A 23,300-nucleotide genomic window follows, 5' to 3' on the forward strand; every position below is an offset into this window, starting at 1 on the left:
CACCTTTCCGATAAGATCGTTCCCGGCTTAAGGGATTGTCTCAAAGTAAAGATGAAGGCTTTGAGAATCATTCAGGCGATGACATGCCTTCCATCATATACTATAATAAAATTAGGGCTGACCATTACCTGGTCAGCCCTAATTTTATTACAAATTGTCGTGTATAAAGTGAAATTATCTTGCACCGGGAACCCTCAAAATTAAAGGACCATCCCTATCTGCAGAATCTTCCAGTTCAGATCAGAGTTAAGAACCGAATGGGTTGGAATCTCAGCATTCAACGCTTTAGTACTCAATATCCTATCTTTCACCAGGGTTTCCTTGATTTCCCGGATCATCTCCTTCGTTTCTGAAAGTTCCATCCAGGATTGCTGGGGCGGCTCATACCCAATTTTGTCTTTTCTCCAGGCAATGTCTGCAGGAAGTATATCTTCCAGGGACTTTCTCATCAGGTATTTACTCCAGCCGTCATATATTTTGAAGTTGGATGGAAGGGTGAAAATATACTCTACCAAATGATGTGAGAGGAAGGGGAGCCGTACTTCAACAGAATGCTGCATCGAATTGCGGTCTGCATATCGCAGCAACTCCTGAAGCCCGGAGCCCGTGGTACTGGTTTTCAGCGAAAAGTTCAAGCCTCTGTCGGTAAACCAGCTTTTGCTGCTACCTACCATATTAACGCCCATAAAGTCTTTATCTATAAACCCGCCTCTGGACGAATGCCATCGATTATTCATATCCCTGAGCCGCTTCAGTACAGTAGCCGGTACCAACTCTTTAAATCTCTCTTTAAGGCTGTCATTATATACTACACTATTGATAGTATTACTTGCATGAAGCTCCTGGTATCTGCTTAACTGGGTTTTGAAAACGTCTTTATTCTGATATTTCAGCTCGTTAAAAAACGATTTGAAATAAAAATGATACCCCGCCAGGATCTCATCCGCCCCCTGACCATCCAGCAATACCTTGATTTTCTCATTGCTGGCGCATTTCATTACTTCATTCTGCGCATTGATACTCGCTGAGGCAAAAGGCTCTTCCTGATGCCAGGCTACTTCTTTGATTCTGGCCAACAGGCTACGCTCATCCGGGAATATAAAATGAGGAATCGTTCTTGTGCGGGCCAATACCTTGTCAATATGTACACCTTCATCTTTCTTAAAGCCTGGGAAGCGCGCCGAAAAAGTATGCATTGCCCGCCCCTCATTGCTGGTCAGATGGTTAATCGCACAAACAATCGCAGAACTATCCAATCCGCCGGAAAGGCTGGAGCCAATTTCAACATCTGACCGGAGTCTCAGGGAAACCGAATTAAAAAAAAGTTCCCGGAACTTGTCAGTGGCCTGCTTTAAAGTAATTTCTCCATCTTCATGACCAGCTTCTACACTCCAGTACTGCTTAATATCGAGTTTGAAGGAAGGCAGGTGTAAAAAACCATAATGCCCTGGCTCCAGTCGTTTAATATTTTCAAAGAAAGTAACGGACAAATCAGTCTCGTCCATTATTTCATTATATACCAGATAGCGATAAAGCATCCGGTTATTGATCGCCTTTGGTACGCCGGCTGCCCACAGTGATTTCATCTCTGAACCAAACACAAAACGTTTGCCCGGCTCATAGTAATAGTGAAACGGCTTTTCTCCAAAGCGGTCCCTGGCAAAAAATAAAGTTTGTTCCACTTCATCCCATATGGCGAAGGCAAACATGCCATCCAGAGAGGCCAGGCAATTTTCTCTTTCTGCATCGTACAAAGCCAATAACACTTCAGTATCGGATGTACTTCTAAAGCTGTAACCTTTTCCCTTAAGTTTTGTTCGTAACTCAATATAGTTATATATCTCCCCGTTAAAGGTAATCGTGTACCGATTGTCCGCGTAATGCATAGGTTGATGCCCTCCTTCTGTCAGATCGATGATCGAAAGGCGTCTGTGTCCAAGCCCTACCTGGCCATTTGGTGCCACCCATTGTCCCTCTCCGTCAGGTCCCCGATGGGCGATGATGTCTGTCATTTGCCGTAAAACATGACTATTGACAGTTCCTGCAGCATTATTTAAAAGTCCGGTTATTCCACACATTTGTGTTGATTGTTACTGTATTATTATATTAATGAGATTTTCCTGGGCGGAGACAAAACGGGGTTACATCATGCGACGAAATTTATTCACATGATTCATTTTCCGTTAAAAAAACCGTTCCCTCTGCAAAATGTTTAAATGTTAGCTGGTTTTTAAGACTATGTGGACAGCAAAAGAACAAAGAGCCACCCTCTCTATTCAGCTTTGAATAACGAAGACTCAACAGTATCAGAAATCCAGGATACATAGAAATTATACTATAACTCTAAGACGAGTAAACCGGTTTTCCCCTCTATCCAAAGAACAAAAATATTTATCTGGAAAATTTACATGTCAATATTTTTATATATTTCAAAGTCAAAAGTATAAGGGTCAACCAGAATTAACATTTAAACCTGCAAGGAAAATCAGGCTATAATCTTATTTTGTATTGCCGGATCTGGCTGCAAAGAGGCTATAACTTTCCTGCAAAAATGACTTGTTCAGCCCCAGATAGATCAGCCCGAAAACGAATAGTACAATAGTGTCAGCGACATATTCATTCATCCAGTTTCCAGCCATCATTTTTATAAAAATTCCTGCTATGAAAGCGAGACATGTTATCGCCAACAGGGAAAGAAAAGAAGAACTATAGCTTTTTAATGAAATGTTCACTACTCTTTTAATAAAGAAAAACCAATATAGAAAGAGAAATGAAACAATACAGATCGCCTGCCCGACAGATATGCCTAATACTCCCCATATACCACCTATCATTACAAAAACGGGGTTGGTGATTACCCGGAAAATAGTCCAGTTAAATCCCAGATTGGTTTTGCCGGTAACAATGACCAGTATACTGGCTGATCCTAATAAAGACATAACCCCACCCCAGATGCACAATACCTGCAATGGTAATGCTGCGGTAACATATGACTTCCCGTACAATATCAGTAATACTTCCTGCGCAAACAAGGCGATTAGTGCATAAACCGGGAAACTGATAAATCCAACTGCTTTCAATAACCGCAAAAACAGCGCATTAAATTCTCTGGCATCGTTTCTCAGCTTTACGAGTATCGGAATGCCCACATTTTGAATAATTGGATTCAGGAGGGAATATGGCCTTAATACCAGCTGTTTGATCAGATTGTATACACCCAGGTCCGCCGGTCCCATGATCTTCCCTATGATGATGATATCCAGCTGGCTGGACACGAAATCCAGGATCTGTGCTCCCGTTTGATATAACCCAACTTTATACAGTGATTTATTTTCCTTTATGTTCAGGTAAAATGAAATGGGGTGAGATTGGATGCTGGTTAAGATCAATAAGGTAGATGACAGTAAAGAATTCAGGATGGTAGAATACACCAGGCTATATACACCATAGTTATTGGCGGCAAGATACACTGCCAGTCCCAGCGAAACAAGGGCAGCAATGATCTCAATAATGGCTATCTCCTTAAAGCGCAGCTCCTTTTGTTTGAAAACTTTGAATTGTCGTCCTGCCGTAGCGATGATTAAATCCAGCCCCATTACTGGTATCAGGCTCCTTAATTCATTAAGGTCATAAAATCCGGCAATCAGCGGCGTAAACAATAACAGCAGCAGGTATAGGAAAACGCCGGAGAGAAAGCTTACCCAGTATAAACTGCTGTACTCTTTTTTAGTAATGTCATTCCTGGAAAACAGCACAGTAGATATTCCCAGGTCGGTAAAAATATGGGTAAATCCAAGCACAAGGGTGACTATCGCCACCAGTCCAAAGTCAGTCTTTGAAAGAAACCTTGTCAGAATTGATAACCGGAGTAATTGCACAACTACCTGCACAACCATCGACCCGGCTGTCCAACTGGTACCAAATACCGCCTTCTTTACTAAACTCATTGAGTACTTGCATTTAATTGGTCATACACCCCCAACCATTTGTAAACATTGGCTTCCCAGCTTTTCAGATTGTAAGCAATGTTTCGGTTACCCTTGCACTTTTCTTTAAACACCTGCATATTTGACAGGATTTCTTTCAGTGCATTCACAAGATCAGCAACTGTATTATTTTCTACTGTGGGATACACCATACCAGCAGTGTCCAGTTCGGGGTATTTTAACCAAGCTCCATTTAATACAACGGTACCGGCATAAAAATATTCAAGCATTGCAGCAGAAAACGCGTCCTGTGATTGAATATGGATAAATACGTCGGAAACAACTCGTATTTCCATTACCTGCTCTTCAGCCAGGAACTTGTCAAAAATAGTAACCGGGAAACTTACATGCTGAAGCCACTGCCTGATCTCGTTCCGGTAATTTTCATCAGCGGGATAAGTAACCGGAAACAACACATGTATTTTTGTATTCCCAAGCTCTTTTACCGTTTGCTCCAGTGCGTCAATAATTTGAAGATGATTCTGCTCCCTGGCGCCGTTATGTCCGGCGGAAATAACGATGCATTCCGGATCAATTCCCAGCCTTTCCTTTATTTTAGTGGCATTCGCAGTTTGCAGAAACTCCTCCATCCTGTCTATTACAGGCGATCCAAACCTGATTTCGCTGATCTTGCCATTGAGTGCCGGATACTCTGCGGCCACCTCGGATGACATCTGGGACGTACCTACCAGTATTTTGTCTACATAATGCAGCAAATAATCAAATTCCTTCTTCTGTCGTTTACCAAAGGCGGCTCTGTCCTGGTAATAATCACTTCCCCACAGACAGGCAAAAATATTATCCGTTTTTCTTCTGATAAAAGGAACAATGTACGCATAGAAGGTATCTAGATAGTGAATCTCTGCAACAGTGTATCGCCGTTTAATACTGGTACTCAGCTTTATTATGCTAATAATATTAAAAAGGGTGTATAACGGCCCGGCATTCCGAAATTTTTTTAAAAAAAATCCCTCCTTCCGGAAATAGACGTTATTAAAAATTTTATGTAAGTCGTTTAATTTATTATCGGAGACATCACCTGTGCACATCATATCAACCATCAACGGCTTCGTTGAATATTTCCTTAGTGCTTTTGCCAGGTTCTCAATGTGAAAATTACTGACTTCCCCGATTAATAAAATTCTGAGTTCATCCATTTATTTGGTCCCGTTTAATCTTACCAACATTTAAGTTCCTACTTGTCATCCAGATACTTTATCGTATCGAAGTATTCTTTCCATTCGCCAATATCAAGCCATGACCGTTCACTGACAGGAAATACGCCAATCCGGTGATTCTTGCTACGGAGTAGTTCTATCAAATCGGTAATATGCAGGAATTCATTCTCTGTAATGTAATTCATCACCTCAGGCTCCAGAATATACATCCCGGAGTTCACCATATAGGTTAATTCAGGCTTTTCATCAATACCAAGCAACTCTCCATTTTCTCCGCATTTGATAATTCCGTATGGAATCTTCATATGCTTCAAAGAAGCCACGATGGTGACTATATTTTTATTTTCTTTATGATAGTCGTATATTTCTTTGTAATCGTTCTCAATCAGCACGTCACAATTGGAAACAAAGAAAGTTGACTTGATTACATCTTTCAACAGGAATAAGCTACCAGCCGTACCTAAAGGTTTTGTTTCCATGAAGTAACTCAGCTCGTAGTCTTTTTCTATTCCGTCAAAATAGAACTTGATCATTTCGGCTTTATAATTCACCGAAACATAGTAGTCTTTAACGCCAAAGAACCTGAATCTGTTGATTATTTCCTCAAGGATGGGTTTTTCGCCTACAGGCACCAGAGGTTTAGGAATGATATTAGTGATTGGACGGAGTCTGGTCCCTTTACCACCAGCCATGATCACAACGGGAACATCCAGTTTACCTTTCGGCAACAGCGGGTTTTTCTTAAAAAGGTCTTCCCAGAAGATAACATCTACCAGTTCATTTTGCTGATTCACGATAGGCATGCACTCACTCCGCAATTCCAGTAATCGGCTTTTGATACTCGTTATATCATCACCAATTTTTGAAACAATAGGCGCTTCCTTTCGGACAATAGACGCGATGTGTTCATCAAGTGATATATTTTTTATGATGGCCCTTTGAATATCACCGATTGTTAACAGTGTACTGAATTTCGCATCCTGTACCACCAACAACAGGCGAATCCTGTTCTCATCCATTTGTTTCAGTGCCTGCAAAATAGTACTATCAAAATGAATGATGCGGTCAGTTATTCTTTTATCATTTGTGTTCAGCATATGGTTAATTTACTGCTTTCTTATTACTCTTGCAGGCACACCCGCCACAACATCACCCTTTTCTATGTTTTTTGTTACAACGGCACCAGCACCAATAATTACATCATCTCCAACGGTTATTCCAGGCAATATAGTTGTGTTAGCACCTACATACACCCTGCTTCCGAGCGTTACTTTTCCCAACAAAACGGCATTAGGGGCAATAGTAGTAAAAGCACCTACTACACAGTCGTGCATAACATTGGCATTCACATTAAGCCTTACGCCACGACCAATAACAGTATTTGCAGACAGGTTGACACCGGATTGAACCATCAATCCCTCAACATCAAGATTTGCGCTTTTCGAAATTCTTGCATGAGGCGACAACAATGAGCCAATCCGGAATCCGATGTTTTTATAAAAAGCAAACAGTTTTTCCCGCACAATGGGTATATCAGGAGATAGTATAATATCGGCCTTGTCGCCATATTCACCAAATATCGCTCTCGCATCATCGTCCTTCCCCAGATAAGTCAATGGATAACCAGGGGCCTCCCGGACGTCAATTATCCCGGTTATATCTGATCCACAAAGATCAGCCAATTCAATCATCTCGCTGAAGGCACCCACCAAAATAATATCCATCAATATTAGATTGAATCTTTCAAACTATCAACTATAAATTTGATATCTTCTCCGGACAGGGAAGCATACATTGGCAAGGTAATCTCGTTATCTGTTACATACTCTGTCATTGGTACATTTGCGCCAAAGGGTTTGTAAGCAGAAAATCTGTGAATGGCCGGATAATGTACGCTGGTCTGTACACCTTTTGCATGAATTCGCTCTCTTACGTTGTCACGGTTTTCAACATCACTGTTTTTAAGCACAATTGGAAATATATAGTTTGAAACAAACTCTGTATTTCCGGCAAACGGCACATAAATTTTATCTTCCAGAGATTTCAGTTCTGTAAGATATAGCTCCCGCACTTTTACCCGTTTATTCAGATCTTCCTGTAGTTTACCAAACTGAACTATGGCAATGGCCGCTCTCATATCATCCATTCTGTAATTGTATCCAACTTCCACAACATCATAACTGGTAGCATGTCCTTTCGCCCTCTGGTAAGACATGGTAGTCATACCGTGGGAACGCAGGCTTTTTACCCTGCGGGCAACTTGCTCGTCATTGGTTACAATCATTCCTCCTTCACCGGTGCTGATATTTTTATTTGAGAAGAAGCTAAAGCAGCCTACTTCTCCGATAGTACCGAGCTTTTTTCCTTTATATTCTGACAACGGACCATGGCAGGCATCCTCTACAACCCGAAGGTTATGTTTCGCAGCAATAGCCATGATAGCGTCCATATCGCAAGGGAAACCGGCGAAGTGCATTACCACGATAGCCTTGGTTTTGGGAGTAATAGCGGCTTCAATTCGGGCAGCAGAAATATTCAGATCATCGTAATTCTCAATATCACAGAAAACCGGTTTGGCTCCGATATAACGAATTGCATTTGCTGTAGCCACGAAAGATAATGACGGGCAAATTACCTCGTCGCCTTCCTCAATTCCTACAGCCAGGTATGCCAGATGGAGCGCAGTAGTACAATTGGACATGCCAATCGCATATTTAACCCCCAGCATTTCAGCAAAAATCCGTTCCATTTCCTCACACCTCGGACCTATAGAGATCCAGTTGGACCTTATTGTTTCCACGATGGCCTTTTCTTCGCGTTCATCAAAATTAAGATCAAACAAAGGTATTTTATAGCTCATATGGTTATTTTTATATATTGTAGATGTTCGATTTATACTGTTTCAGATTACTGCTGTCGGAGAACCATGCGATGGTTTGTTTGAGCCCCTCTTCGAGAGAAAACTGCTGGCGCCAGTCCGTATGGCTTATGATCTTCTGATTTGACCCGAACAACCGGAAGACTTCGCTTTTAGCCGGACGTATACGTTGCTCATCAGCGATGAGTTTAGCGGCAGGAGACACGATTTCAATTATCTTGCCAGCAAGATCTCCAATGCTGATTTCAGACTGTGTAGCGATATTACAATCCTGTCCTACCAACTGATCACATTTGGCAATCTCAATAAATCCCTTCACCGTATCTTTTACATACAGTAAATCCCTTGTGGGAGAAAGATCCCCTAAACGGATCTCCGTGCTGCCATTTAACAGTTGGGTGATAATTGTTGGGATAACAGCCCTTGCCGATTGCCTGGGGCCATAAGTATTAAACGGACGAACGATGGTAACAGGCAGGTTAAAACTTCTGAAAAATGACTCTGCGATACAGTCTGCGCCAATCTTAGAAGCTGAATAAGGAGACTGTGGCTGCCGTGGATGGATTTCATCTATTGGCACATACTGAGCCGTTCCATACACTTCGGAGGTAGAGGTTACAATTACCCGCTCTGTCTGCAGATCTCTTGCGGCCTGTAACACATTTAATGTACCCTTGATGTTGGTATCAATGTAAGCATCCGGGGAATGATAACTGAATGGAATTGCGATTAAAGCGCCAAGATGGAAAACAACATCAATTCCTTTCATGGCTTCTCTCATGCCGTTCGGGTCCCTTATGTCCCCGGTAAATATCTTAATTTTACTAAGCTTTTCTTTAGGGAAAGTATCCAGCCACCCCCAGCTGTTAAATGAATTATAATAACAAAAGGCTGTTACTTCCAGGTCATTATCCAGTAATTCCTCTACAAGATGACTTCCGATAAAACCATCAGCCCCTGTAACCAATATCTTCTTTCCGGTTAGTTTCATTGTAATATTTACTTTGCGCTATTATAAATTCGTTCAATGATTTCCACTACTTTCAACCCTTCCAGAGCATTGGTTGTAATGGCTGCCCTACCTTTGAGGACATCGATTACGTTATCGATCACATAATGATGGTTCTGTGCAGAACCTTTGTATGCTCCGTAGTCATTACCCGGATTGGTTGCCGCCAGTTCCGGCATGGTATAATCCTTTATGTTACAAACTTCAACCTTATCCATGTATTGTCCACCAATTTTCACACTACCATTTTCAGCAATAATGGTCATGCTACTTTCAAGATTAGTATTCCAAACAGAAGTGGAAAAGTTGATACAGCCCATCCCACCGTTTACGAAGTCAAAAGTCACAAAGCCGCTGTCTTCAAATTCAGTGAGTTGCTGGTGGTTAAACGTGGTCAGCCTTGCAGCCACATTTTCTATATCACCAAACAGCCAATACATGATATCCACGAAGTGGGAGAACTGGGTATACAATGTTCCACCGTCGAGATCTTTTTTGCCGTGCCAACTGTCCATCGTGTAATAACGTTCGTCTCTGTTCCAATAACAGTTGAGCTGCACCATAAAAACTTTCCCAAGCTTTCCGGATTCAATCATTTCCTTGATCCACACAGAAGGAGGAGAATAGCGGTTTTGCATGACTGCAAACACATGTTTATGAACATGCAGGGCTTTGTATATTATTTTTTCAGCGTCCTGCTTATTAAGCGCCATGGGTTTTTCCACGACAATATGTTTCTTACTATCCAGGCAAGCGAGCGCCTGCGTGGCATGATACCCGTTGGGAGTTGCGATATTAACCACATCAACGTCTATACCAGATTCAAGGAACGCTGCCAGGGAATCAAAAAGGGGTACTGCATCCCCCTTCAGATTGATCTTATCGGCAGGCTTTATATCAATTATTGCAGCCAGTTCCGCATCGGGGTTACGGCTGATCATTTCTGCATGACGTTTGCCAATATGGCCGTAACCGACCACTGCAAATTTTATCTTCTTCTCTATTGCTGCCATTATGATATTCGTTTAACTTGATTATTTTCCAGTTGATATACCTGACCACTTTCTATGCATTGAGATCGGCTATTCTCATCAAAGTTTAATCGGTGACCAAACTCACTCATCCAGCCTATCTGTTTACCTGGATTTCCCACAATCAGCGCGTATGCCGGTACGTTCTTGGTCACAACCGCGCCAGCGCCAATAAATGCAAATTCACCAATATCATGTCCACATACGATCGTGGCGTTAGCGCCAATAGAAGCCCCTTTCCCAACATGGGTTCTGGCATATTGCCCTCTTCTGTTCACCGCACTCCGGGGGTTAGTTACATTTGTAAAAACACAGGAAGGCCCAAGAAACACATCATCTCCGCAGGTTACCCCGGTATATATGGAAACGTTGTTCTGTACCTTCACATTGTTTCCCAAAACCACTTCCGGGGAGATTACAACATTCTGCCCTATATTACAATTATTTCCCAGTGTACAACCCGGCATGATATGGGAAAAGTGCCATACTTTGGTCCCCTCACCGATAGTACATCCTTCATCGATGATGGCTGTGGGATGCGCATAAAAACTCATACTAGACCTCTTTAAAAAATTCTTTTATTTTTTCGATGATGTAGTCCTGCTCCTGTTCCACCATTTCAGTATGAATAGGCAAAGACAGCACTTCAGCACAAAGTTGTCCGGTTACTTTCAGATCACCGGCTATCCTGCCGATTTCCCCAAAAGCCTCCTGTTCGTTCAACGGAATAGGATAATAAATCATAGCAGGAATACCAGCTTCCTCCAGGTATTTTTTCAACCCGTCTCTTTTTCCTCCGGCGATTCTCAATGTATATTGATGAAAAACATGTGTGGAAAAAGGTACTCTGTATGGAATGGTAATCCCCGAAACAGACGCCAGTCCTTTATCATACCGGGAAGCACAAGTCTCCCTTACCTCCGCATAGTCATCCAGATGCTTCAGTTTCACATCCAGAATGGCAGCCTGGATGGTATCCAGTCTTGAGTTAACGCCTATATACTTGTGTACGTATTTTTTCACCTGTCCATGATTGGCAATCATCATAATTTTTTCTGCCAATTCCTTGTTGCGGGTAAATAATGCGCCGCCATCACCATAGCACCCCAGGTTTTTGGAAGGGAAAAAGGAAGTGCAACCAATGTCTCCAACAGTGCCGGCTTTCTGCACAGTACCATCCGGGAAGCGATAATCAGCCCCCAATGCCTGGGCCGTATCTTCAATAACATGCAACCCGTATGCTTTGGCCAGCTCCATAATCGGGGCCATATCTGCGCACTGACCAAATAAATGAACAGGGACAATAGCCTTGGTTTTAGCAGTGATGGCATTTTTGATAATATTCGCCGTGATATTGAACGACAGCGGGTCCACATCCACCATAACCGGTACAAGTCCTAACAATCCTATCACCTCCGCGGTTGCTACATATGTAAAAGAAGGAACAATCACTTCGTCTCCCCGTTCCAGTCCCAATGTCATCATCGCAATCTGCAGGGCGTCGGTTCCATTGGCACATGGAATCACATAGGAAACATTAAGATAGTTAGACAGATTCTCCCCGAAACGTTTTACCTGTGGACCATTAATAAAAGCAGTGTTATCTATACACTCGGCTATTGCAGCATCAATCAATGGCTTAATTTTCAGGTATTGACCTTTGAGGTCTACCATCTGGATTTTGTTCATATCAATCGGGTTTATAATCTGGCATCAGCAATACTACGGTCCAGGATAGACTTTGTATCAAAAATGATGGTATTGTGTCCGTTTCTTATTTTTCTGAAATCAAGGTTTATAAATTCATTATGCGCTACTGCCAGAATAATGGCGTCATACGCCTCCCCAATTTCGGGGCATAACGTTATGCCATACTCTTCTTTTACTTCTTCGGGATTGGCATAACAATCATAGACATTCACATTCATCCCAAACTGGCATAATTCCCGGTATATATCAATAACCCGGGAATTTCTGATGTCCGGGCAGTTCTCCTTGAAGGTAACACCTAAAATCAGGGCTTTTGCCCCATCGATCTTATGCCCTTTTTTAATCATCAGCTTCACAACCTTGTTGGCCACAAACATACCCATATGATCATTTACCCGTCTGCCGGAAAGAATAACCTGAGGGTAATATCCGAGCGCCTCTGCTTTATGGGCCAGGTAGTACGGATCCACACCGATACAGTGTCCTCCCACCAATCCCGGCTTATATTTCAGGAAGTTCCATTTGGTTCCGGCTGCCTCTATTACATCTGTTGTGTCAATTCCAATCCTGTCAAATATCAGGGCCAGCTCATTCACAAAGCTGATATTGATATCCCTTTGCGCGTTTTCAATGGCTTTGGATGCTTCGGCTACCTTGATGCTGGGAGCTTTATGTGTTCCTGCCGTAATGATGGAGGAATACAGTTTGTCCACCACTTCGGCAATTTCAGGAGTAGAACCGGAAGTTACCTTTCGGATTTTGGTTAACGTATTTACTTTGTCTCCCGGATTAATCCTCTCCGGAGAATATCCACAATAAAAATCCACATTAAATTTCAATCCGGAGTGCTTTTCCAGTACAGGCACACAGTCTTCCTCAGTACATCCGGGGTAAACCGTAGACTCGTAAATCACCAGGTCTCCTTTCTTCAACGCTGCCCCTATCATACGAGAAGCACTTAGCAAAGGCCCCAGATCGGGAGTTTTATACTGATCAATAGGAGTTGGGACAGTGACAATGAAAACATTATACTCAGCCAGGTCCTTTTGAACCGCCGAAAACTTCAACCCCGTTTTACCACTTTCACTTCTCTGAGCAATTAAACTTTTTAATTGATCCAGGTCTGCTTCCTTTGTATGATCCTCTCCTACACTGAGTTCTTTGATTCGCTTTTCATTGATATCAAATCCCAGGACATCATATTTTTTCCCAAATTCAAGGGCCAGGGGCAATCCTACATATCCCAGACCGATTACCGCAATTTTATCATATTGCTTCATTAATGCTAAATTTTATATCGGAGTAATTCAACAGGTGTTTCCGATGTCATCGCAATCCTATTCATTTCGAAATTCCCCAAACCTTGGCGCTGTATATTGACTTTTACATGTCAGCACCAACAAAGGGCTCTGATCATCACTAAAGTTGTCAAGCCGGATTTGTTCTTTGGATAATGCTGGATGCTGCGTGGTCACACAATAGCCAATAAACAGGAAAAGCGGCAACATCAATAATTTTCTGAACATGTACTAATAGGATATAAACATCTCGAATACCTTTCTGGAAAACACTTATTAGGGGCAACACCCCGGGGGTATCGCCAAACAAGGTGCAAATCTATTAAAAATAACATATAAATGTCACAAGAATCGGTTTACCTAACCGTTTTGTTTTGAAATCGTTAGATAATTTCCGATAAGCGTTGAAACATCTACTTGCTTTCTCTGGTAAGATTAACAAAAATAAAAGTACATAGGTAAGTTTTCTGTTAATTTTAAGTATTTTATAATATAACAAATTTATTAATACATTATCTCTAATATAACTGAAACATTTTCAATCCATTTTCCCCCTTTTCTCGTTAATACTATCAGAGAGTCATGCTGATCAGACCTGTTGTTTTTTTAAAACCACCCAGAATCAAATTTTTAACGACACCAGACCACTCAAAAGACCATATTGTAATCAATAACGTATCCTTAAACCATTGTAAACCAGTTTTTTATTAATATTCTGTGAAAGCTTGACGCTGTGCGGTTCCGTTCATTCAGTTAAGCCAAAACCTGAAACATGATGTCATCTGTTGAATTTAACACCTTGCTTATCGGAAACGCTGATTTCCTGAAACCCTTTGCGTTTACCCTTACCAAAGATGCAGAACAGGCCAAGGACCTATACCAGGAAACCCTGTTCCGGGCCCTCTCCAACCAGGAAAAATACCTGGAAGGCACTAACATCCGTGCCTGGCTGTTTACCATTATGCGTAACATCTTTATCAACCACTACCGGAAAAAAGCCAAAAACAGGATGATAGCCGAACCCAGCGTCAGCGATTTTTTCCTCAACTATCAGCAAAGCCCTACCAGCAATAAAGCAGACACCAACCTCCGGATGAAAGACATACACGTCGCCGTCTACCACCTCCCTCAAATCTTTAAACAACCGTTCCTCCTCTATTACGAAGGATATAAATACTTTGAAATAGCAGATATCCTCCAGGAACCACTCGGGACCATCAAAAGCCGGATTCACTTCGCCCGTAAAATACTCAAGACACAAGTGCTCCGGCACTAAATCACTGTTGTGTTCCTTCACTATAATAGTTATCTTGGCGAATTACCAAACAACCAAATAATCCTATAGTGACTGCATCGCAACGTTTTTTATCGCTGGACGTCTTCCGCGGACTGACAGTAGCCGCCATGATCCTCGTCAATAATCCCGGTAGCTGGGAGTACGTGTACGCGCCACTGGAACACGCTAAATGGCACGGCTGTACACCTACCGACCTGGTATTTCCCTTTTTCCTCTTTGCTGTAGGCAATGCCATGAGCTTTGCCATGAAAAAATACGCTGAAGCCGGCAACGCAGCGGTCATCCGGAAAATACTCACCCGCACCCTGCTGATATTCTGTATCGGCTTGCTGCTCAACTGGTTCCCGTTCGTGAAATGGGCCGACGGCCAGCTGGTCATGAAACCGCTCAGCAGCCTGCGCATCCTGGGTGTATTCCCCCGTATTGCCCTCTGCTACGGCGCGGCAGCTTTCATTGTCCATTACCTGAAAGACAAAGGCGCCTTTGTTATGGCCTGCATCATCCTGCTCACCTACTGGTTCGTCCTGATAGCTTTCGGTACCGGCGACCCGTACAGCCTCGAAGGTTATGCCGGCCTGCCGCTCGACAAGTTAATTCTGGGAGAAAATCATATGTATAAGGGAGAAGGAGTACCCTTCGATCCGGAAGGCATCCTCAGCACTTTCCCGGCTATCTGCAATGTTATCTTCGGGTACCTCGCTGGTAAATTCATCCAGGAAAAAGGCAAAACCTATGAAATGCTCGCCCGCCTGATGATCATGGGATGTATTCTCATCTTCGCAGCACTCTGCTGGGACATGGTATTTCCTATCAACAAAAAAATATGGACCAGCTCCTACGTGCTCTACACAGTAGGCATCGCACTGCTGCTGCTTTCCATCCTGATGTATATCGTGGAATTCCGCGGGCTTACCCGGTGGACGACCTTCTTCACCGTATTCGGTAAAAACCCGCTCTTCATTTACGTGCTGTCCGGCGTAGTGGTAAAACTATACCTGCTGATACGCCCGGTACCCGGCCAGAACATGTATTCCTGGCTGTACCAGAACGTATTTCAGCCCATAGGCGGCAATATGGTAGGCTCTTTCCTGTTTGCGCTCTTCCATGTATGCGCCTTCGCCGCCATAGGTTACTGGATGGACAAAAAGAAAATCTACGTACGGGTATAACCGTATACCAGCCGGTAATACCGCTCCTTCAGCCGCGACTGGAAATAGAGCGCTGTTGTTAATACCAGCGCCGCCAATGTGAGTAACGAAGGATGCGGCCAGTAATAGTACAAGGCAAAGCACAAAACGCTGTAACGGGCATATTCGAGATAAAACACCCAGCGTTTCTGCTCCAGAATGGCACCGCAGTTCATCAGCGTAAGCACGATCAACAGCGTAACACAAACCTGTACAAACACCGGCACATAATGCTCCAGCAATAAAAAAACAAACAATAATGTGAGTGTGGCAGCCATCTGCCACACCACATAATTATTCAGCTTAGGCGTTTCCACTATCGTTCGGTTCCTTAACAGGAACGTTTCTTCCAATACTTCCCTCGCCGCAGGATCTACATAATCAGGCTTTCCGAAAACCACCCTCAGCTTGCCTCGCCATCCGTTTGTCCTCCTGACGGAATACAGCATCTCCAGTATGAAATGAAAATGCTGCCAAAGAAAACTGTTGCTTTCCAGTGGCTTGGTAAGACCATACACTGGTTCTTCTTCTTCTTTCTGGAAAGTACCAAATAACTTGTCCCAGATAATGAATACATCCCCATAGTTTTTATCCAGGTACTTAGGATTGCTGGCATGATGCACCCGGTGATGCGACGGCGTTACCAGGATGTATTCCAGAATGCCCAGTTTGCCAATGGTACGTGTATGAATGAAAAATGGATACAGCCCGTGCACCAGCAACATACTGGTGATCATCGCCGGCGGAAATCCAACAACAGGCAATACCGCCCAGAACCCCGTACGAATGAAAGCCTGAAAAACAGTGATACGGGCAGATACCGTATAGTTAAATTCCTCACTCTGATGATGTACCACATGCGCACACCAGAACAATGTTACCTCATGTGCCAACCGGTGATACCAATACCAGATAAAATCGGTACAAACCAGCAATGCCACCCATAACAGCACACCCGGTTTGATATCAAACAAAGCATAGTGCCGGTGCAGGTATTCATACACGAAATAAAAAAGCCCTACCGTAAAGGTATCGAGTAACCTTTCGGCAATGCCTACACTGATGTTGGCTACGGAATCCTTGAACTTAAAATAACGTTTCCCTTTTTTGTGTGCCACCAGATACTCCAAACCCATGAATGTCAGGAAAAAAGGAACCGCCAATGCCAGAAAATTCAAATGCACTTTGATAAAATTTTTAGCTGCTAAAAATGAAAACACAGGTATCCCCGCATGGTGCCAGCCCATGAACAGGGGTCGTTAATCTTGTTATTGGTGGTAACTGATAACAATATTAGAGAATATATTTCTAATATCCTACTAAATTTGTAGACTATAAAAAACAAAGGGCGGAAAACAGCTGTCAGCCGTCTCCCGCCTTTGCGACATTGCATATATCTATTTAGTCTTCAACTAATCTTCTGCTGGTCCGCCGTCGGCCATCCGCACCATTTTAGGCTGGAACCGGCCCACTACTTCCACCAGGTCGGCCTGTGCGGCCATCACAGTATGGATATCCTTGTAAGCACCAGGGGCTTCATCCAATCCGCCACCGATCAGGGTTACCCCATTATCCTGCAGCATCTTTCTCATTTCATCATTGGTGATGGAAGCGATGGCTTTCGTACGGGACATCTGCCGTCCGGCGCCATGCGACGCGGAATGCAGGCTGGTAGTTTCGCCTTTACCCCGCACAATAAAGCCGGGTGCAGTCATGGAGCCGGGAATAATACCCAGTACGCCTTTCCCGGCGGGGGTAGCGCCTTTACGATGTACAATCAGCTCTTTACCGTGATGCACTTCCTTCCAGGCGAAATTATGATGGTTCTCCACCCTCGCCAACATAGTAGCGCCCATTTCAGCGATCAGCCGCTTATGGATCAGGTGGTGACATGCGGAAGCGTAATCACCGGCAAGGTTCATCGCCAGCCAGTACTCCTGCCCTGCCTCCGTGTTCAGGTCCAGCCACGCCAGATGCTGCGCATCTTTTGGCAACACACACAGCTCTTTGGCCAGCCGGGTATAATGCCCGGCCACCTGTGCACCCAGGCCACGGGAACCGGAGTGGGACAACACTGCCACATAATCTCCGGGAACCAGGTCCCATTCGTTGTTGGCATCAGTGATGGTCACCACACCCCACTCCACGAAGTGGTTACCGGAACCGGAAGTTCCCAGTTGGCCGGCAGCTTTAGCCTGCAGGTTACGCAGTATCTGAATTTCCTTAAACTCGGTTCTTTCCAGTACGGCATCGTCGTCATTCTTTTTCCATTCCGCGCCTGCACCGAATTTGGTTTTGTATTTCAGCGCTTTTTCATACTCGCCGGCTTTGGTAGTCAGACTAGCTACCGGCAGGTCCAGTATGCTCAAACACATACGGCATCCGATGTCCACACCAACGCCGTAAGGTATCACAGCATTCTCAGTGGCCAATACACCGCCTATCGGCAGGCCATACCCCTGATGGGCATCCGGCATCAATGCGCCGGCAACGGCAACGGGCAAACGTACCGCGTTGTTCAGCTGGCGGATAGCGCCTTCTTCAATGGCGTCACCACCGAAGACAGCGTAATCTACCGGCTTCTCCCGCAATGCGATGATTTCGGGACGTTCTTCTGGTATCAAAGCGGTGGCCACCTGCGCCCATACCGCATCTTCGGTATAGGCAGCCGGATCTGCCAGCACTTTGGCCAGTATGGTTGCTGTTTCCTCTGCTGTAGCCGTTGCGTAATGCTGGGTAATAACGTCAATGGCTGTACTAATTACCGGGCCCTGTGGGTAACCTAAAGCGCGTAATTGTTTTCCGGTCATTTTCAATTCAGACATAATGGGGGTCTATTCAATCAATGTTATCGTAATATTCCTCCTGCACCAGTTGATACAGGGGTTTCTTTTTATATTTCTCTTTGTGTTTCACATCAAACTGCCAGCTTCTCCAGCCGTTACGATGGCTCTGTGTAAGCCAGCACATACGATGTTCCAATTGACGGCTGGTAATGTAGTTGTCTATCTCCTGTATTTGCGATTCCAGCACGGGGTCCACTATACGTTGATGTGTCAGCATATGAGGCCGTACCCGTAATATAAAACGCCAGGGCTCCTTAAACACCATGACAGGTACCTCCTTTTTACCGCATTTCCGCACCTCCTGTTGTACTTCAAAGTAAGCAGCTTCCTGTTGTGTAAACCGGAGTTTGTCAAACTCCCACAAATCAAGACGGCGTAAAGACTGCTCTTTGTCTACCCATACCTTTTTACCACGCAGCCGTTTCTTCTTTTTAAAATCTTTCCGGTGGAAATATTGCACCGTATTGATTTTAACAAGGATTTCCTGAAAAAATGATGCCTGTTTTCCACGGGCTACGTCATCTCTCAATATAAAAAAGCGTTCATAACCTTTCTGGATAGGCGGCTTCAGTGGAACATAAAGCGGCTCACGGCTTTTACGCCAAAGCGCTCTTCTGTATTTGTCCAGTCGCAAAATCTCTTTGTCTCTCGCTGTAATTACTGCACGGCGTTTTTGTCTCGCTGTTTTGAGCCGTGCGGACTCAATATAATATTGTAATTCGTCTGAAAATAACTTGTCCATAACAAATGGTCTGGTGAGTTTTTAATCTCGTTCACCGATCGGTGAAAACGATGTACCATCGGGTTGTATACAGACAAGTAATTCTTTTTCATGACTAATAATATTTTTAATGAGATGAATAATGTTTGTTTATACTCTTTCTTCCAGCAGCGTTCTTCTGAAACCGATCACATTTTTCGGCGTCTCAAAAGAAGGTTCATGCTGATTGGCTATTTCAGCGATACTCATGGATTTGTTGATCACGGTATCATAGCCTAAATGTTTGGACAACCGTTGTGCTTTGGCCGCAGAGAGTTTCTTAAACTCATACTTGGCAATCAGCCTGCCTTTGCGCAACAGTGCGCTATCAATGGCAGACAAGTCGCTGTTGAAAGAACAAACCAGCTGTATGTTCAGGCAATCCGCCAACAGTCCGTCAGACAAATTCAACAGGTTGGACACAGATGAATTGCCGCTGAACTTCCTGTCCATGATCACGTTTTCTGCATCTTCAATAATCACCACACAGTTAGGATTATCTATCAGCAGTTCCATGAATTCCGGATTCATGATATTATGCGCCAGGTCCGGTGATACAAACAAGATACGTTTTTTAATTTTACCGATGAGATAACGCAGATACGTTGTCTTACCGGTTCCAGGGATACCGTGCAGCAGCACGATACCTTTGTCCTTGTCTTTGCGCAATCGCTGTTGTATTACCTTATCTACTTCGCGGAAATCATCTTCATAAAACAGTCCGATGTCCAGTTTAGTGCGCTTGATCTCCATACTTTTCAGCTCCAGCCCTTTGCGGCCACTGACGATGAGATTAATTTCATGTGGCTCACGGCGCTGCTTTTCTTTATAACGTGTAGCCGTCTCCGTTATCTTTGCTACAAACGCAACATCTGTGCCATCGTGCAATATCTCCACCCAGGAATGCCAGAAGGCAACCACACTGTTGTTATTGAGCACCATGACGGTTTGTGCGTGTTTATATTTTTTCTTTTTCGTATCGTAATCGGTATAGCGGTAGGTATGCAGTATCATGCCTTCAAAAGCTTTCACAAATGCGGCTTCTGCTTTTTCTCCGTCTATATCGTAGATATTATTGATATTGGGTATACTGTTAAAATGAACGGTATACACTCCTTTGGGCGCAAAATATTCTCCATCGGTTATATCTATCTGGTTGTTGACCATCGCTTTCATTTTCAAATTGCACTTTAAAATTAGTCTTCCCTGATAGTGATTTACCGGAGCCCCTGTGGGCTCCAGGCAAATCATGCTTATCATTTCCGGTACGTATAGGTACCTCTTTGGGGGGGAAGTTACAAGTTATCCTCTTGATAACCTGAAGATGGGGGTTAATTCAAACAGAGACGAAAAAAATATCTTTAAGGGAGATTAGTCAGCGGAGCACGATTACTCCGCTACCTGTTTATAAAATGTACCTCCTCAAATAATCTTTTTACGATGAACACAAAAAAACCCGGCCTGTTTTACACGGACCGGGCTACTAACGTTAACGTATATACTACGTCAAGGCATGCCGGGTCCATTTAGCGTCAATGTGATTGATGCTATCCTTAAATCCATTACTGCGGCGCATTTCAGCGTTCAGCAACCGGTTTTTTATGGTGTTCCGTGGTAATGTCATTATCAAAATCATCATAAAAAAAGCCCGGACCAATTGATCCGGGCTTCTGTTATATGATACAAATATATTTGTACTACCTGTAACTATGAAACGCCCGGAACCCGCTCCTATCCTGCTTGCCGCAAGGGATTGCTGATTCCATATTTAAGTTAAAGCGTACCATTTTTTACAAGTGTTTACCTATTATCAATTTTTAACGATGCAAAGATAATGTGATAAATAGTGATAATGCAAATTTTTAACAGACTTTTTTCAAATTTTTTTTCTATGTAGATAAAAATAGTGTCGGCTCCTGACTGCATAAAAAAACCGGAAGTGCGCATACTTCCGGTTGCTGTAATCGAATGAGGATAACAAAAACAGATGTTGTTGGTCGACCAAAAAAAATCAGATCAAAACAGCGCTTTCTTCATATTCCTTTTCCAGTCTTTTCATCTGGCGGATATGACGTTCTATATGTTTAGTCAGGAAATAGATGTACTGATAGATATCCAGTTTGCCCAGATGGTTAACAGACATGTTGGTAAATACCAGCACCCCTTCGCCATTTTTAAGCAAAGACAGATTGTACATGCATTGTGCATACTGTTGTTTCAGTAACACTTTTACTTCCTGCATATCTTTAAGCCCTGTAGGTTCCATGTGTTCAGGTCTTACCCATCCGAAGGACTTACTGCTGATCACATCGATCTGGCTGAATTTCTCTTCGTAATCTGCCGGCAACACAACGGCATGGCCGTTTCTTTTACGGTCAAGCGCCCTGCGGGTACTTTTGTTGATGATCAATAACAGGAAGTAATTAGTGAGGGTAATATGTTCCAGCACTTCCCGTATGCTCCATTGATCGCGGTCCGGTTTGAAGTCCAGCAAAGCTGGTTCCTTGTCAAACCAATTGTCCAATTCTCTGAAATTGGTGAGTAAAGCCTCTCTTACAACTTGAATAACGTTCCTCATATACTAACGTTTTTGGGGTTATGCACTGTACCTGTTTATACGAGATCAAATGGGCTTAGCACATAACATTCTTAAAAAATTGTTTGCCATTTCTGTGCCGGATTTCCCCGTGAAATAAAAAACCCGGCCGTATTTACGGACCGGGCAATCATGTAATGGGTTACGTTACATTATTACATACCAAGTCCATATGGCTTTTTTAAGGCAAAGCCATTCCCTTTACACCAGGTGGTGTATTGAATATTTTGACCAGTTATCGTCTGAAGTTCTTTCACTGTCGTCATTTCAGTACTGCTTCAAAAGCAAAAGGTCCCGCCTCAGTGAGTGCGGGACCTTTGTTTATATCGTTTGATAACTATCGTTAACAATCGGTGCAACGTGCCCGCAATCCGTCATGGACCTGCTTTTGCTTGCAGGCCATCGTAATAATCTTATATGTTGACAGAAGTTGCACTAAGAAATTTTGTTATTTGCTACAAAGGTAAATTTTATTTTTTTTATTACACAATAATATAGCCTACTTTTTTTATAGAGTTAACAATTAGTTTATATTATCCCGCTTTTCATTTTTCATTTGCTGCACCTGTTGCTGAATTTGCTGGTTCTGCTGCTGTAATTTTTCTATTTCCTCCTGCTGACGGATCAGATGCAAGGTCAGCTCCTCAACTTTTTTCAGCAGCCGGGCATTCATATCTCCCAGGTCCAAACCGGTACTGTCCACCTCTTTGGCGGATGGCATCTCCGGCAAATGTTTGTGCTGTTGAATAAAAGCGGCGGTGCTTTTCAGGGACGGCAGCGGATAATCCTTCTCAAACACATAGTCCGGCCAGGTACCGGCGGTTTTTACCTTGATACGTTCGGCAATCATGGACCCGGCTACGGCCAACTGGTAGCCTGCGGTCTGATGGGTACCGATGCCGACGGTGTTGTCCAGCGCAGACACAAAAAGAGCAGGTTTGGCGGCATATTGCAAAGCAGCATAGCTATCAGCCGCCTGCGCTCCAAGGAAATACAAACCATATCCAAACCGATCAACATTAGCGCCCATCTTAACACCGTAAGACTGGTTTGGTCCGGCATGGTTTACAAATTCAACTTCGTATCCCCCATTATTCCCATCCTTCCCCATACGAAACCGCTCAAAGTTGTATGCACCGGGGACAATAATTTGTCCCTCTCTCTCCAACACCACCCTGGACCATGGTGTAGCCGGGTCGTTATTGGTCTTCCGGAAATAAAGGTCCTGATCAAAGAAGCTTCCGGAAAACTGCATCGCAAAATTATTGCTCCTTTCAGAATGCCGCACATCCAACAAATGCCACCAGTTTGTAGCACCAATGGGATAATTTATCGGCCCATTAGCCTGAAAGAAGCCGGATACAGCCCCATCCTTCCCCTGCAGACCAGCGTCATTTCTATAATCAGTACGGGAAGATGACTCTCCCCACAATACTGGCGTTTGCGCTACAGCTGCCACAGAACTGCCTACCATCAGGGCTAACAAGCATAATTTTTTCATAGATAAAGGGTTGTTTAAAACGG

19 protein-coding genes are annotated in these 23,300 nt (G+C 43.5%); 2 read left to right on the forward strand and 17 right to left on the reverse strand.

Translation table 11 applies throughout. The features are described 5' to 3' along the window. Nucleotides 1-200 precede the first annotated feature (200 nt). From asnB to HHL17_RS01435, 11 genes are all read right to left on the reverse strand, one after another. Complete coding sequence (gene asnB / locus HHL17_RS01385) at nucleotides 201-2,078, reverse strand: asparagine synthase (glutamine-hydrolyzing) (RefSeq protein WP_169223025.1); 1,878 nt, start codon at nucleotides 2,076-2,078, stop codon at nucleotides 201-203. Between the two features lie 420 nt (nucleotides 2,079-2,498). After that, nucleotides 2,499-3,947: an MOP flippase family protein gene (locus HHL17_RS01390; protein ID WP_169223026.1), complete on the reverse strand. Its 1,449-nt coding sequence runs from the start codon at nucleotides 3,945-3,947 to the stop codon at nucleotides 2,499-2,501. Then, nucleotides 3,944-5,143 carry a glycosyltransferase family protein gene (locus tag HHL17_RS01395; RefSeq protein WP_169223027.1) on the reverse strand — a complete coding sequence of 400 codons (1,200 nt, stop codon included), beginning with the start codon at nucleotides 5,141-5,143 and terminating at the stop codon, nucleotides 3,944-3,946. Before HHL17_RS01395 ends, HHL17_RS01390 begins: the two co-directional genes overlap by 4 nt. A gap of 38 nt (nucleotides 5,144-5,181) precedes the next feature. Then, on the reverse strand, nucleotides 5,182-6,261 hold the full coding sequence (locus HHL17_RS01400; RefSeq protein WP_206155886.1) for a nucleotidyltransferase family protein: 1,080 nt from the start codon (nucleotides 6,259-6,261) through the stop codon (nucleotides 5,182-5,184). A gap of 9 nt (nucleotides 6,262-6,270) precedes the next feature. Continuing rightward, the gene (locus HHL17_RS33525) at nucleotides 6,271-6,888 is read right to left on the reverse strand and encodes a DapH/DapD/GlmU-related protein (RefSeq protein WP_169223028.1); all 618 of its coding nucleotides are present in this window, start codon (nucleotides 6,886-6,888) and stop codon (nucleotides 6,271-6,273) included. Nucleotides 6,889-6,893: 5 nt separating this feature from the next. Beyond that, on the reverse strand, nucleotides 6,894-8,024 hold the full coding sequence (locus tag HHL17_RS01410; RefSeq protein WP_169223029.1) for a DegT/DnrJ/EryC1/StrS family aminotransferase: 1,131 nt from the start codon (nucleotides 8,022-8,024) through the stop codon (nucleotides 6,894-6,896). Nucleotides 8,025-8,034: 10 nt separating this feature from the next. Next, a complete protein-coding gene (locus HHL17_RS01415) occupies nucleotides 8,035-9,033 on the reverse strand; it encodes an NAD-dependent 4,6-dehydratase LegB (protein ID WP_169223030.1) in 999 nt (332 codons plus the stop codon). An 8-nt stretch (nucleotides 9,034-9,041) separates the two neighbouring features. Next, the gene (locus HHL17_RS01420; protein WP_169223031.1) at nucleotides 9,042-10,064 is read right to left on the reverse strand and encodes a Gfo/Idh/MocA family protein; all 1,023 of its coding nucleotides are present in this window, start codon (nucleotides 10,062-10,064) and stop codon (nucleotides 9,042-9,044) included. Further along, complete coding sequence (locus tag HHL17_RS01425; RefSeq protein WP_169223032.1) at nucleotides 10,064-10,636, reverse strand: acyltransferase; 573 nt, start codon at nucleotides 10,634-10,636, stop codon at nucleotides 10,064-10,066. Before HHL17_RS01425 ends, HHL17_RS01420 begins: the two co-directional genes overlap by 1 nt. A 1-nt stretch (nucleotide 10,637) precedes the next feature. Beyond that, a complete protein-coding gene (locus HHL17_RS01430) occupies nucleotides 10,638-11,771 on the reverse strand; it encodes a DegT/DnrJ/EryC1/StrS family aminotransferase (protein ID WP_206155887.1) in 1,134 nt (377 codons plus the stop codon). A gap of 11 nt (nucleotides 11,772-11,782) precedes the next feature. Continuing rightward, the gene (locus tag HHL17_RS01435; protein ID WP_169223033.1) at nucleotides 11,783-13,072 is read right to left on the reverse strand and encodes a nucleotide sugar dehydrogenase; all 1,290 of its coding nucleotides are present in this window, start codon (nucleotides 13,070-13,072) and stop codon (nucleotides 11,783-11,785) included. 793 nt (nucleotides 13,073-13,865) lie between these two features. Between HHL17_RS01435 and HHL17_RS01440 the strand changes: the two genes are divergently transcribed. Next, nucleotides 13,866-14,366 (forward strand): RNA polymerase sigma factor, encoded by a 501-nt coding sequence (locus HHL17_RS01440; RefSeq protein ID WP_169225874.1) that lies wholly within the window; start codon nucleotides 13,866-13,868, stop codon nucleotides 14,364-14,366. A gap of 68 nt (nucleotides 14,367-14,434) precedes the next feature. Continuing rightward, nucleotides 14,435-15,556 (forward strand): acyltransferase family protein, encoded by a 1,122-nt coding sequence (locus HHL17_RS01445; RefSeq protein WP_317166499.1) that lies wholly within the window; start codon nucleotides 14,435-14,437, stop codon nucleotides 15,554-15,556. On the opposite strand, the gene HHL17_RS01450 is transcribed toward HHL17_RS01445, so the two are convergent. The 6 genes from HHL17_RS01450 to HHL17_RS34015 all read right to left on the reverse strand — a co-directional run bounded on the left by HHL17_RS01450 (nucleotide 15,541) and on the right by HHL17_RS34015 (nucleotide 23,277). Next, nucleotides 15,541-16,758 (reverse strand): sterol desaturase family protein, encoded by a 1,218-nt coding sequence (locus tag HHL17_RS01450; RefSeq protein ID WP_169223034.1) that lies wholly within the window; start codon nucleotides 16,756-16,758, stop codon nucleotides 15,541-15,543. The genes HHL17_RS01445 and HHL17_RS01450 overlap by 16 nt on opposite strands. 228 nt (nucleotides 16,759-16,986) lie before the next feature. Continuing rightward, entirely contained in the window at nucleotides 16,987-18,399 is a 1,413-nt protein-coding gene (locus tag HHL17_RS01455) for an RtcB family protein (RefSeq protein ID WP_169223035.1), read from the reverse strand. Nucleotides 18,400-18,412: 13 nt separating this feature from the next. After that, entirely contained in the window at nucleotides 18,413-19,162 is a 750-nt protein-coding gene (locus tag HHL17_RS01460) for a hypothetical protein (protein ID WP_169223036.1), read from the reverse strand. A gap of 129 nt (nucleotides 19,163-19,291) precedes the next feature. Next, nucleotides 19,292-20,356, reverse strand: coding sequence for an AAA family ATPase (locus HHL17_RS01465; RefSeq protein WP_169225876.1), 1,065 nt, complete (start codon nucleotides 20,354-20,356; stop codon nucleotides 19,292-19,294). 835 nt (nucleotides 20,357-21,191) lie between these two features. Then, complete coding sequence (locus HHL17_RS01470) at nucleotides 21,192-21,758, reverse strand: DinB family protein (RefSeq protein WP_169223037.1); 567 nt, start codon at nucleotides 21,756-21,758, stop codon at nucleotides 21,192-21,194. Between the two features lie 541 nt (nucleotides 21,759-22,299). Then, nucleotides 22,300-23,277 (reverse strand): hypothetical protein, encoded by a 978-nt coding sequence (locus tag HHL17_RS34015; RefSeq protein ID WP_240975068.1) that lies wholly within the window; start codon nucleotides 23,275-23,277, stop codon nucleotides 22,300-22,302. Between the last annotated feature and the right edge of the window lie 23 nt (nucleotides 23,278-23,300).

Origin of the sequence: Chitinophaga fulva (genome assembly GCF_012927205.1) — a bacterium.
In the GTDB taxonomy this organism is placed as follows: Bacteria; Bacteroidota; Bacteroidia; order Chitinophagales; family Chitinophagaceae; genus Chitinophaga; species Chitinophaga fulva.